The following is an 11,752-nucleotide window of genomic DNA, read 5'->3' as shown; positions in this document are numbered from 1 at the left end:
CGCGTTGCGCAGGAGAGTCAAATAGGTGTCGAGCACGGCTCTGTGCTCTCCGACGGAAGGGTCACCGCATGAATCCCCGCCTCGTCCTGCTGGCATTGGTCGCCTTCGTCGCGTATGTGTTCGGCGCCCGCGCCGGCCGCGGCCGCTACGAAGAACTCCGCCATCTCGCGCTCGGCGTGTGGAACGACCCGGCCACGAAGAAGACGCGCAAGAAGCTCAAAAAGACTTCGAAGCGCGAGGCGAAACAGCTCACCGCAATCGTCGGCAAGGCACGCGACAAGGTGCAGCGCTCCCTCCGCTGACCACCGCTCTACTGACGCCGGCCTGTCCGGCGTCCTCGCTCGCATCGGAACGGCCGGTCGAGCACACTACGAAGGAGAAATATCATGGGCATCATCAGCTGGATCATCCTCGGCCTTATCGCCGGGGCGCTCGCCAAGCTCATCCTCCCGGGCAAGCAGGGCGGCGGATGGATTATTACCATCGTCCTCGGAATCATCGGCGCTCTGCTCGGCGGGTTCCTCAGCACGCTCTTCGGCATTCAGGACGCCGTGAACGGCATCAACATCGTGAGCATCATCGTCTCCGTTGTCGGAGCGATCGTCGTCCTCCTTATCTACGGCGCTATCACCGGCCGCAAGTCCCGCGCGTAAGCTGCGCGCTTCGAAGGCCCTCGGCACTCTGCGCCGGGGGCCTTCGTCGTCCCCACCCTCCTTCTACCACCCGTGCCACCCTCACCGGGGGGAAGCCTCCGCAAGGGGTTGATGCAGGGCGGTGGGAGCGATGGACTGGAAAGACGACGGCGCGGCTTCACTGCGCCGCCGACCCCACGAAAGGACGTGACTCGAGTATGAGCAACGAGACCAAAACTGTCCCCACGATTACCCTGAACAACGGCATCGAGATCCCGCAGCTGGGCTTCGGCGTCTTCCAGATCGACCCCGCCGAGACCAAGGAGGCGACCCTCGCCGCCCTCGAGGTCGGCTACCGCCACATCGACACGGCTGAGATGTACGGCAACGAAGCGGGCGTCGGTGAGGCAGTGCGCGCCTCCGGACTCGACCGCTCCGACGTCTTCGTCACGAGCAAGCTGAACAATGGCTTCCACGCCCGCGAGGACGCGCTTGCCGCGATCGACACCACCCTCGGCGAGCTGAAGTTCGACTATGTCGACCTCTTCCTCATCCATTGGCCGCTGCCGAATGTCGGCGACTACGTCGAGACCTGGAAGGCGATGGAGGAGATCTACCGCAGCGGCAAGGCGAAGGCGATCGGCGTCTCCAACTTCCAGACCAACCACCTCAACCGGCTTCGCGCCGAGGCCACCATCGTCCCGGCCGTGAACCAGATTGAGGTGCACCCGTACCTCGTGCAGCAGGAACTCCGCGCCTACGGCACCGAACACGGCATCGCGACCGAAGCCTGGTCGCCCATCGCGCAGGGCCTCGTACTCGAGGACGACACCATCACACGCATCGCGCGCAACGTCGACCGCAGCCCCGCGCAGGTTGTCCTCCGCTGGCACATCCAGCGCGGCGACATCGTCTTCCCGAAGTCGGTCACGCGTGCACGCGTGGAGGAGAACTTCGCGCTCTTCGACTTCGAACTCGACGACGAAGCAATGACCGACATCACGGCGCTCGACCGCGGCCACCGCACCGGTCCGGACCCGGACACCTTTAACATGATCCCGAGTTGACCTTTGTGCTCATGAGATGACCTCCGGCTCGCTGAATCCGCGGATTCGGCGAGCCGGAGGTGTTTATGCCAGCCGGGCGGTTAGGGTCGGCGGGAGTCGCGCCAGGAGTGCTCGGGTGCGTAGCCGAGTACCGTGCGGGCGTGGTCGATGGAGAGAAGCGTGTCGTTGACTCCGAGGTCTCCACGCAGCTCGACGCCCGGGAAGACCTCGGCGACCAGCTCAGCGTTGGGTCGGGTCATGACCGTGTCAGCTGCCGCGATGATGAAGCGGTCGAACCCCGTCGTCTCGGCCAGGAGCGCCTTCTCGACCGCCTGCGCACCGTCACGGCCGTCGATGTAGCCCCACAGGTTCCACTTGCGCAGCGTCGCATCGGAGTCGAACGACGGGAATGCGGCGTAATCCGACTCGTCCATCACGTTCGAGAAGCGCAGGCCCATAATCTTCAGGTCCGGGTGCCAGCGGCAGAGCTCGATCGCCAGCTGCTCCTCCAGGTGCTTGGTCAGCGAGTAGACCGACTCGGGACGCGCCGGGTACTGCTCGTCGACCGGGATGTAGGGCGGCGGGACGTCGAAAGGCAGGCCGAGCACCGTCTCGCTGGAGGCATAGACGATGGTGCGGATGCCGGCGCGGATCGCTCCATGAAACGCATTGAACGTGGCGATCATGTTGTTGTGGAAGGTGGCCACGTCGGGCACGATGCCCGGCGCCGGGATCGCGGCGAGGTGCACGAGCGCGTCGACTCCGTCGTACTGGTCGCCGACTCCCTGCAGGGCGTCGACCACCTGGCCGTAGTCGGTGATGTCGATGCGGACGAAGCCCGCACCGCGATCCCCCGTGCGGTCCAGATTGAAGACCTCGTGCCCGGAGCCGCGGAGACGGGTGACGACGCTGCGGCCGAGCTTGCCGGATCCACCGGTGACTGCGATTCTCATGCCCGAACGCTAACGATCCGCCCGACGCCCGGGGAGGGGTGGCGAATCAGTCGCGGGAGTGGAGCGAGATGCCGTCGCCGACCTCGGGAGTCGTCTCATCGGCGACCAGTTCGGTCCAGCGGCGCAGTGCCGCGGCGCCGGCCGTGTCGTTGACGGCTCCGTCGACGACGAGCACCGGGTACGGCTTCTCGGGGACGCCCTCGGCGGGCCGCACATCGACGTGGGCGACGTCGTACGCGTGCTCGAACAGCCAGTCGGCCATCGCGTAGTCGGTCCGGGAGTCGCCGACGGTGCGCCAGCGCTGCGGGATTGCGCCGGTCGCGCCGAGGAGTTCGACGGCGCGCTGGGCGCCGAGATCCTTGCCGACCCGGTTCGACTCGATATCGGTCGAGATGACGGTCGGGTCGATCCGGAAGGTGACCATCCCCTCTTCGTTCGGGTAGCGGATGCCGCGCCGCTCGACTCCGAGACCCGCCGCGGTCATGATCTGCAGAGCATCGGCGTCGAAGACGAGCTGGCGCTCGAGATAGTCCTCGTTCGCCAGGTCGACCAGCTGCTCCGCCGAGACCATCGCACGCTTGGTCTCGTCGAAGAAGACCAGATCGTCGTAGTCGGAGCGGATCATCCGCTCGAGGTCGCGGACGACCGGTTCGGGGATCGCGAGTGACTCGTCGACGATCGGCTCCGAGGTGCCGCGGTAGTCGACGGTGAACCAGACGGCGCCCTTCTCGCAGATGCAGACGATGCGCGCGTCGGCGGAGACACCGCGCTCTAGGAGGGCGGGCAGCACGCGTTCGCGCAGGAAGGCGTCGGAGCGGCCAGTGTTGAAGACGATCGGGATTCCAGCATTGGCGAGGGCGACGAGGTCGTCCGCGATCGCGGGGATCGAGATAGTGCGCGTGACGGGGCTGGCGATGGGGCCGTCGACGTCGAGGAGAAGGCCGAGCGGGGGCAGTGTGGCAGTCATCGTCCCCATTCTGCCGTGCGGGCCCACCCTCCTCCGCGAGATACCTCTTGGATACGCCTGCTTCGGCGCGTCGCGTGCCTAAGAGGCGTCTCGCGGAGGGGGAAGAGGGGACGGGCACAGAGGCGGGGGTTAGGGGGCTTGGATGATGAGGGTGCGCTGGGTGAGGGTGCCGGCGGCGGAGAGGACAGCGAGGGTAATCAGGGTCTCGGAGTCGCGGCAGTCGACCGAGACGGCGGAGTAGGCGGAAGCGGCGAGAGAGACGGGGGTGCCGTCGGCTGCATCGGTGGTGCCGGTGGCGAGGCGGGCGGAGACGCCCCCGCTCGTCTCCCAGGAGAGGGACACGGGGACGGTGGCGGTGCGGTCGCCGGCGCAGTCGACGGAGGCGGCGGCAAAGGAGAGGACGGTGGGGGCCGCGGCGGCGGGCGGCGCGTCGGAGGCCGCGGTGGTCGAGGCGGCGCTGGGGTCCGGGGCAGCGGACGAAGAAGCGGCTGTGGCCGAACTCTCGGTCGTCGCTGCGGTGGCCGGGACAGAGGTAGCCGGAGCAGAGGTAGCCGGGGCAGAGGTAGCCGGGGCAGAGGTGGCGGGTGCTGCGGAGGCGGACGGCGACGACGCGGCGGGCGACGCATCCGGGCCCGCCGGGCGGACGAGGAACACGATCGCCACGACGACGGCGACGACGCCGAGAACGGCGAGAACGATCCCGGCGGTGCGGGTGGAGCGGGACGGCATCGGTCCTCCTGGGGACGGACGGGACGGGGAGGGACCGGGCGGCGTGCACCCGATCCCTCCCCGCGTCGAGCGTTATGCGCGGTCGGCCTGGCGGCGGCTGCGGGCGATCAGCAGGGCGCCGAGCCCGAGAGCGAGCGCGCCTCCCGAGAGCAGCAGCCACGAGCCAGCCTCGACTCCGGTCGAGGCGAGGCCGCCGGGTTGAGTCGGCGCGGTGATGGGCGCGGCCGTGGCGGTTGGCGCGGGGCTCACGGTCGGCCCCGGCGAAACGGTCGGAGCCGCAGTCGGCTCAGGCGAGACGGTCGGCTCAGGCGAGACGGTCGGCTCAGGAGCCGCAGTCGGCCCCGGCGAGGCCGTCGGCTCCGGAGCCGCAGTCGGCTCCGGCGAGACCGTCGGCCCCGGCGTCGGAGTCGGCTCCGGGGCCCCCGGCACCTCGACGGCCGCGCCCTCCGGCGCCACCGCTAGCAGCGCCCGAGCCACGTCACTGAACGCGCCGACCGGGTGGTTGCGGAACACCGGCGACGTGCCGAAGAGGAACGCCTCTGTGCCCGACTGTGTCGAGAACGAGACGGCCGAGGCCTTCCCGGCCGCGTCACTCCTGGACTGTCCCTCCGAGTCGACCCAGTGCCCGGCGACGAACGTGTCCTCGGCGGCGTAGCTCTGCTCGACTGCGACGGACTCGTCGAAGCCTGCAAACCACAGTGCCGGCGAGACGAACGCGGTGTCCTGCGCGTAGTCGCCGAGGACGCCATCGGCCGGCGTCTCGACCGAGACGATGCCGTTGGAACTCTGGGTGCCGGTCTGCGCGGTGAGCGTCGCGAGGCCGAAGTCGGCGACGAACGCCGCTCCTGCGCCGCCACGGCCGACGACGTCGCCGCCGGCCGCGAGGAACTCCTCGACAACGGTTCGGCCCGCAGCCTGCTCCGGAGTGAAGGAGAGCGCGCGTCCGACGTAGAGCACGTCGGCGCCCTCGAGGCTGGCGGTGCCCGAGGTGAGGGTGTCGGGAGCGACGACGACCACGTCGGCGAAGCCGAGCTTGGCCAGTGCGTCGCGGTCCTCGTGCGTGCCGGAATAGGCGACGCGGAGTGCATCGAGCGCCTTCCCGTCCTCGGCGCGCACACGCTCGGCGGTGGTCGCGATGAAGTCGATGCCGAAGACGGCGGCGGCTTCCTCGGCGGCGGCCAGTCCCGCAGCGTCGGCGCGGAGGGCGACGGTGCCGTCCTCGAACTGCTCAAGCGCGACTCCGTCGGCCAACAGCGCGTTGACGGCCTGGTACTCCACGACGCCGCGCGGCTCGAAGGCCAGGTAGTCGGCACCCGTGGGAACGGAGCCGGTCGGCGCGATTGCGGTCACCGGCTCCAGGCTGACAGTCGGGAGCGGGTCGGTGGTCGAACCAATCGCCTGCACGTCGGCGCCCCACAGGAGCGACAGGCTCCACGCCGAGACGTCGTACATCTCAGGCACGCGGCTCGAGATGTCGCTGCCCTCGGCGAGCAGGACGTTCGCCAGCCCACGCACCGACTGGTGCATGTCGACCAGGTAGGTGCCCGCGGGGTAGGACACTCCTCCGACACTCGTCGCAGCCGTGGTGCGCGAGACCTCGACGCCGTGGGCGAGGAGCTGCGCGACGAGGGTCTCGGCATCGGAGACGGAGCGCTGCGTGCCGTCGACGGGGATGACGTAGGCACGCGGATACTCGGTCGTGTAGACGTCCGTCTCGTCCCAGATCTCGGTCCACTCGGACGGCATACCGCTGGGTAGATCAGCCGCGGAGACATCGGCGGGGATGTCGACGGCGGGAGCCCCGGTGACACCGCGCTCGAAGATCGCGACCTGGTTGCTCAACAGGGCGTCGCGGTTCGCGTCAATGTAGTCGACGGAGGCGTCCATGACGATCCCAGCGACCTCAATATCGATGTCGGCGTTGGCCTGACCCTCGGCGATCTCCTCCGGAGTCTCGTTGGGCGTGCGGCCGAGCGGCAGCTCCACCGTATTGGTGATTGCGCCCTGGAAGGCGACGTACTGCGGAGCGAAGATGGGCGGCCAGTCGTCCCAGCCCGCGCGAATGTCGCGGTAGGGGATCAGGATCTTGCCGGTGTTGTCGGTCGTGGCACTACCGTCCTCGGCGAGGTAGGTGTTGCCGGGCACGTCGGCCTCGACGACGCGGCGCTCGATTTCGAGCGCGGTCGCGTAGGCGTGCGGGAGGAAGAGGTCGTACTCGTAATTCTCACCGTGCGGCGGACCGCAGGGCTCGACCTGGAGGATCCCGGTGTAGCCGTGGATGTCGATGAAGTAGGTGGGCTGAAGCACGCTGGAGAGGTCGCGGATCACGGCCGCCTCGCTGGTGGCTCCGGTGATCATGTCGCGGTTGGGGTCGTAGCCCGCCGCGACCGCGCGCTGGCCCAGGGCCCGGCCGTCCGGGTTGTTGGTGACGGTGAAGTAGAGGCGGTTGCCCTCCAGCAGGGCCTCGGTTTCGGCGTCCTCGGCGGTGGCGACGCCCTCGATGTAGTCAAGGATCGCGTCGCTCCCCTCCCACTCGTTGCCGTGGATATTGCCGTTGAACCACACCGGTACCTTGTAGCCGGCCATCAACTCGGCGTCGGCGGCAGCGGCGGCGGGCTCGTACTTGAGACGGTCGCGCCACTCGGTCTGCTGGGCAGTCTCGGCCGCAGTCTCGGGAGCGGTGACGGTCACCAGGTAGATGTCGCGGCCGAGGCCGGACTTCCCGACGACCTGCGTCGAGACACGGTCGGAGCGGGCGGCGAGCGCGTTGAGCTGCGGCGCGATGGCGTCGTAGGGAGTGACTCCGCGCAGGAGCGATGCGTCGGTGGGGTCAGTGGGCACCTCGGTCAGCGGGGTCTGCAGCGGGTAGCTGGCAGGGACCGTGATCGGCGCCGAGGGAGGTCTGACGAGGTCGACGCGGCTGTAGTCCGCGGCGGTGGTCGTGGCGGCTGTGGTCGTGGCGGTCGCGGGCGGCGCGACCAGCAGTCCGCCGGCGGCGAGCGCAAACGCTGCGCATCCGGAGGCGAAGGCGATTCGAGATCTCAATCGGAGTTCTTCCTTGTCGAGGAGTGACGGACGGGCCACCGTCGGCGTCTAAACCTCCGAACTGAGTGTGAACCCTTTCAGGAACCTAAACCCCGCATGTTTCCGCCACGTGTCGGCTAGATCTCCGCCGCGAGATGCCTTTCGGTACGCCTCGCGAGTCGCGTACCGAAGAGGCATCTCACGGGAGCAGCCAGAACGTGGTCGAGGTAACACGATCCCGAGGGCGACGATGCCCAGGGTGTAGTGCTCGGGCATGACGCCCTCCTCTGCCCGCGACGGCGCGTGCCGTCACGCCCAAGGAACGTTGGGCGCACCCCTCGCTCCGCGCGGCCGCAGAGCTTTAGCGTGGATGCATGGCACTGACGCTCCCCGAACCTCGGCTCCCCTCCCTCCTTGACTCCCCCGTTCTGCGCTGGGGGGTGATTGCCCCGGGCTCTATCGCGACCTCGTTCGTGGAGGCACTGCAGAAGCACACGCGGCAGCGAGTCGTCGCCGTCGGCTCTCGCTCGCTCGAGCGGGCCGAGCGCTTCGCGAGTCGCTTCGGGATCGAGCGAGCGTCGGCCGGCTACGAGGCCGTCGTCGACGATCCGCAGGTCGACGTCGTCTACATCGCGTCGCCACACTCCGAGCACGCCCGGCAGGCGCTGCTCGCCATCGCGGCGGGCAAGCACATCCTGGTCGAGAAGCCGTTCGCGCCGACTCCGGGCGAGGCCGAGATGATTGTGCACGCCGCCCGCGACGCCGGAGTCTTTGCAATGGAGGCCATGTGGATGCGTTACCTCCCGCACATGGACGTCGTTCGGCAGCTGCTCGCAGACGGGGCGATCGGCGCGACGGCGCTAGTCTCGGCCGACTTCGGCGCGGCCTTCGAGTTCGACCCGGCCAGTCGCATCTTCGACCCGGCGCTCGCCGGCGGCGGTCTGCTGGACGTCGGCGTGTACGCCTCCTCCTTCGTCTCGATGGTCGCTGGGACTCCGCGGAGCACGGTGGTCGCGGGCAGCCTGACCTCGACGGGCGTCGATGCCACCGCGACGATAGTCGGCAGCCACGCCCACGGCGTGCAGTCAGTGTCCACGTCGACCGTGCTGGCCACTACCCGTCATGCGGCGAGCGTCGCGGGCAGCGAGGGGCGGATCGACGTGCACCCGTCGTTCTGGACCCCCAGCGGTATCACGCTCACCCGCGACGCCGAGAGCGCGTCCTGGACAGACGAATCGCCGCTGCAGGGCGGCGAGGGCCTGGCCTGGGAGGCGCTGCATGTCGCCGAGTACGTGACCGAGGGGCGCACTGAGTCGCCGCTGCACCCGCTCGACGAGGTGGTGCAGGTGGTGCGGACGCTCGACGACGCGCGCCGCCGACTGGGCGTCTCGGTGTAGCGGCCGGCGTGCGATTCGCAGGACCCGGTGCGATTCGCAGGAGTCGGTGCGATTCGCAGGGGTCGGTGCGATTCGCAGGGGTCGGTGCGATTCGCAGGGGATCGGCCACGTCCGGAGGCTGATCACCCGCAGGATGAGGCTCCGGGCGCGGATCCCCTGCAGATCGCACCAGCCCCTGCAGATCGCACGTCGGTCCTGCGAATCGCACCGACTCCTGCGAATCGCACGCCAGCCGCTCAGTCCGCCGGTAGCTCCACGCGGAAGCTCGTCCGCCCCGGCGTCGACTCCACAAGTACCCGCCCGCCGTGCGCGTCGACCACGGCCGCCACGATCGCCAGCCCGAGCCCTGTGGATCCGGTCGTCCGCGCCCGGGACGAGTCGCCGCGAGCGAACCGCTCGAACAGAACCGGCACTAACTCCGGTGCGATGCCCGGGCCGGAGTCGGTGATCGTCACGACTGCGATCGCCCGACCCTCGGACCGCTCCTTCACCAGCGCCGCCACCACGCGGGTGCCGGGCGGAGTGTGCACGGCAGCGTTTCGCAGCACATTCGCGACCACCTGGTGCAGCCGGAAGCCGTCGCCGCGGATCTCGATCGGCTCCTCCGGCAGTTCGAGGTCCCATTCGTGGTCAGGTCCGGCGGCGTGAGCATCCGAGACGGCCTCGATCAACAGCAGCGTCAGGTCGACCGACTCCTTCTCGAGGGCGCGGCCCTCATCGAGGCGGGCGAGCAGCAGCAGGTCCTCGACCAGTGAGGTCATCCGAGTGGCGGCCGATTCGATCCGGTCGAGGGAGTAGGCGGCCGCCTCGGACAGCTCGGTTTCGCCGCGCCGGGGAAGTTCGGCGTACCCGCGGATCGCGGACAGCGGCGTGCGGAGTTCGTGCGAGGCGTCGGCGACGAACTGCCGGACCTTGTTCTCGCTCGCCTGCCGCGACTCCAGCGCCCCGGTGACATGGTCGAGCATGCGGTTGAACGCGGCACCCACCCGGCCGACCTCGGTGCGCGTATCGGCATCCTCCTCCGGGACCCGCTCGACCAGCTCGACGTCACCGCGGTCCAGCGGCAGCTCGGCGACCCGCGTCGCTGTCGCCTCCACCCGCTCGAGCGGACGCAGAGCCACGCGGATGATCGCCGTGGCGATCAGCGCCACAAGCAGCATCGCGAGCAGCACCACTGCGACGACCACCCAGGTGAGGGAGCCGAGCGTCTCGGTCACCTCGCCCAGCGGCACGCCGACGACAACGACGGAGCCATCGACGACGGCCGCCTGCACGCGGTACGTCCCGAGACTCCCCGGCAGCTCGAGAGTCACCTGGTTCCCCGCGGCGGTGACTGCGGCCTTGAGGACGGAGTCGGCGGGCTCGGAGAACTGCCGGCACACGTCGGCCGCGTCGATGTACGCGCCAACGAAGGAGCCGTCGAGTGCCTGCACCGCCGTGATGGTGCTGAGATTCTGGCTCGGTCCATTGCCGAAAGATCCACTCGGGCACGACGTAGCGCGTTCGATCGCGCTCGGCCCGGCGAATCCTCCCGGGCCGTCGAACGCCCGCAATCGCTGGATCGACTCCCGCAGCTGGACGCCCGTGCTCTCGTAGAGGATGCCCCGCAGCGAGAGCACGCTGACCGCGCCGACGATCCCCGCCGTCACCGCGACGAGCAGGACCACGGCGACGACCATCCGGCGTCGCAGCGTCCACGGGGCACGCCGACCGCCGCGGGAGCGCCGCAGCGCGGAGCGGGTCGCGAAATCGCCGAACGCGGGGCGGCCGCCGAGGGTCACTGGTCGGCGGGCTTGAGCAGGTAGCCGGCGCCGCGCACGGTGTGGATCATCGGCGAGCGTCCGGCATCGATCTTCTTGCGCAGGTACGAGACGTAGATCTCGACCACGCTCGACTTGCCGCCAAAGTCGTATGACCAGACCCGGTCGAGAATCTGCGCCTTGCTCAGCACTCGGCGCGGGTTGCGCATCAGGAAACGCAACAGCTCGAACTCGGTCGCGGTCAGCTCGATCTCATCGGTTCCGCGGCGCACCTCGTGGCTGTCCTCGTTGAGCACCAGGTCGCCGACCACCACCTCGGGATCGTCGGCGTCGCTCGCGAGCAGGGTGCTGCGGCGGATGAGGCCGCGCATTCGAGCAACCAGCTCCTCGAGCGAGAACGGCTTGGTCACGTAGTCGTCACCGCCCGCGGTGAGCCCGGCGATGCGATCATCGAGCGCATCTTTCGCGGTGAGGAAGAGCACCGGGGTCTCGCTGCCGTCCGCACGCACCCGCTGGAGCACCTGGAGTCCGTCGATGTCGGGGAGCATCACGTCGAGCACGATGACATCCGGCCGGAACTCGCGGGTGATCGTGATCGCGGCGCGGCCCTCGGCGGCCGTGCGCACCTCCCAGCCCTCGTAGCGCAGCGCCATCTGGAGCAGGTCGGTCAGCGTGCTCTCGTCATCGACCACGAGGACGCGGATGGGCGTCCCGTCGGCCCGCTTGAGGCGGGTACGCTGCGCGGGGGCGAGGTGCTTCGAGGGGACAGAGGTGCTCATGACTCCAGTATCGGGAGTTTCCTATGTGTACGCTATGAACCGTCGACGCCGCCGCTGTGGGCGCCCGATGCGCCGTCGGCGGATCTGCGGCGAGTTCCTTGGGCCCTTCGCTACGGCGAGTCTCGACACTGCGTCGGACAGTCGGTCACGACATTGAGCATTGCTTCAACAAGCGCGATCATTCGCGAAACGGTCGACTGATTGACGCCGACGAAATTGGCTATCGACTGCTCGGAGACGTTGTGGCCATAGTCGAGAAGAGTGACCTGCAGCGCTCCACTGCGAGCAAGAGTCGCAGTGGCCGCCCTCGGCGCCACTGCCAGATGGATTCGTTTTCGATCCGTTCGACGAGGATCGCGTAGTGCCCGGCCGTCATTCCCGTAGTAGCTGCTTGTGCACCGGCTGGTTCCTTTGCGAAGAGTTCCTGTCGGAAATTGCTTTTCAATCGCAACGAATCAGCCGGCG

At 68.8% G+C, this 11,752-nt stretch carries 10 protein-coding genes; 4 read left to right on the top strand and 6 right to left on the bottom strand.

Going from position 1 to position 11,752, the window contains the following annotated elements:
* Positions 1–68: 68 nt before the first annotated feature.
* The 3 genes from B0H03_RS01525 (at position 69) to B0H03_RS01515 (ending at position 1,699) form a co-directional block, all read left to right on the top strand.
* Positions 69–302 carry a hypothetical protein gene (locus B0H03_RS01525; protein ID WP_104266374.1) on the top strand — a complete coding sequence of 78 codons (234 nt, stop codon included), beginning with the start codon at positions 69–71 and terminating at the stop codon, positions 300–302.
* A gap of 84 nt (positions 303–386) precedes the next feature.
* Positions 387–653, top strand: coding sequence for a GlsB/YeaQ/YmgE family stress response membrane protein (locus tag B0H03_RS01520; RefSeq protein WP_104266373.1), 267 nt, complete (start codon positions 387–389; stop codon positions 651–653).
* A gap of 197 nt (positions 654–850) precedes the next feature.
* Entirely contained in the window at positions 851–1,699 is an 849-nt protein-coding gene (locus tag B0H03_RS01515; protein ID WP_104266372.1) for an aldo/keto reductase, read from the top strand.
* Between the two features lie 80 nt (positions 1,700–1,779).
* Here B0H03_RS01515 and B0H03_RS01510 read toward each other — a convergent pair whose 3' ends face one another.
* The 4 genes from B0H03_RS01510 to B0H03_RS01495 form a co-directional block, all read right to left on the bottom strand.
* Positions 1,780–2,631 (bottom strand): NAD-dependent epimerase/dehydratase family protein, encoded by an 852-nt coding sequence (locus tag B0H03_RS01510; RefSeq protein ID WP_104266371.1) that lies wholly within the window; start codon positions 2,629–2,631, stop codon positions 1,780–1,782.
* Between the two features lie 46 nt (positions 2,632–2,677).
* A complete protein-coding gene (locus tag B0H03_RS01505; protein WP_181075093.1) occupies positions 2,678–3,598 on the bottom strand; it encodes an HAD family hydrolase in 921 nt (306 codons plus the stop codon).
* 129 nt (positions 3,599–3,727) lie between these two features.
* Entirely contained in the window at positions 3,728–4,327 is a 600-nt protein-coding gene (locus B0H03_RS01500) for a hypothetical protein (protein WP_104266369.1), read from the bottom strand.
* Positions 4,328–4,399: 72 nt separating this feature from the next.
* Positions 4,400–7,372 carry a M14 family zinc carboxypeptidase gene (locus B0H03_RS01495; RefSeq protein ID WP_160487203.1) on the bottom strand — a complete coding sequence of 991 codons (2,973 nt, stop codon included), beginning with the start codon at positions 7,370–7,372 and terminating at the stop codon, positions 4,400–4,402.
* Between the two features lie 353 nt (positions 7,373–7,725).
* Here B0H03_RS01495 and B0H03_RS01490 point away from each other — a divergent pair, with 353 nt between their 5' ends.
* On the top strand, positions 7,726–8,748 hold the full coding sequence (locus B0H03_RS01490; protein ID WP_104266367.1) for a Gfo/Idh/MocA family protein: 1,023 nt from the start codon (positions 7,726–7,728) through the stop codon (positions 8,746–8,748).
* A 236-nt stretch (positions 8,749–8,984) separates the two neighbouring features.
* Here the strand turns inward: B0H03_RS01490 and B0H03_RS01485 are convergent, their stop codons facing one another.
* Both B0H03_RS01485 and B0H03_RS01480 read right to left on the bottom strand, forming a co-directional pair.
* Positions 8,985–10,529 (bottom strand): sensor histidine kinase, encoded by a 1,545-nt coding sequence (locus B0H03_RS01485; RefSeq protein WP_219814987.1) that lies wholly within the window; start codon positions 10,527–10,529, stop codon positions 8,985–8,987.
* Positions 10,526–11,287 (bottom strand): response regulator transcription factor, encoded by a 762-nt coding sequence (locus B0H03_RS01480; RefSeq protein ID WP_104266366.1) that lies wholly within the window; start codon positions 11,285–11,287, stop codon positions 10,526–10,528. Before B0H03_RS01480 ends, B0H03_RS01485 begins: the two co-directional genes overlap by 4 nt.
* Between the last annotated feature and the right edge of the window lie 465 nt (positions 11,288–11,752).

This window comes from Rathayibacter iranicus NCPPB 2253 = VKM Ac-1602, assembly GCF_003149025.1.
Taxonomy (GTDB): Bacteria; Actinomycetota; Actinomycetes; order Actinomycetales; family Microbacteriaceae; genus Rathayibacter; species Rathayibacter iranicus.
Note: the sequence above shows the minus strand (reverse complement) of the source record. Positions and strands in the feature narration are given on the sequence as shown.

Excerpts from the sequence above, each read along its gene's own strand:
- B0H03_RS01525 (WP_104266374.1), top strand. The coding sequence starts at position 69 with ATGAATCCCCGCCTCGTCCTGCTGGCATTGGTCGCCTTCGTCGCGTAT.
- B0H03_RS01500 (WP_104266369.1), bottom strand. The coding sequence starts at position 4,327 with ATGCCGTCCCGCTCCACCCGCACCGCCGGGATCGTTCTCGCCGTTCTC.
- B0H03_RS01515 (WP_104266372.1), top strand. The coding sequence starts at position 851 with ATGAGCAACGAGACCAAAACTGTCCCCACGATTACCCTGAACAACGGC.
- B0H03_RS01480 (WP_104266366.1), bottom strand. The coding sequence starts at position 11,287 with ATGAGCACCTCTGTCCCCTCGAAGCACCTCGCCCCCGCGCAGCGTACC.
- B0H03_RS01510 (WP_104266371.1), bottom strand. The coding sequence starts at position 2,631 with ATGAGAATCGCAGTCACCGGTGGATCCGGCAAGCTCGGCCGCAGCGTC.
- B0H03_RS01490 (WP_104266367.1), top strand. The coding sequence starts at position 7,726 with ATGGCACTGACGCTCCCCGAACCTCGGCTCCCCTCCCTCCTTGACTCC.
- B0H03_RS01505 (WP_181075093.1), bottom strand. The coding sequence starts at position 3,598 with ATGACTGCCACACTGCCCCCGCTCGGCCTTCTCCTCGACGTCGACGGC.
- B0H03_RS01520 (WP_104266373.1), top strand. The coding sequence starts at position 387 with ATGGGCATCATCAGCTGGATCATCCTCGGCCTTATCGCCGGGGCGCTC.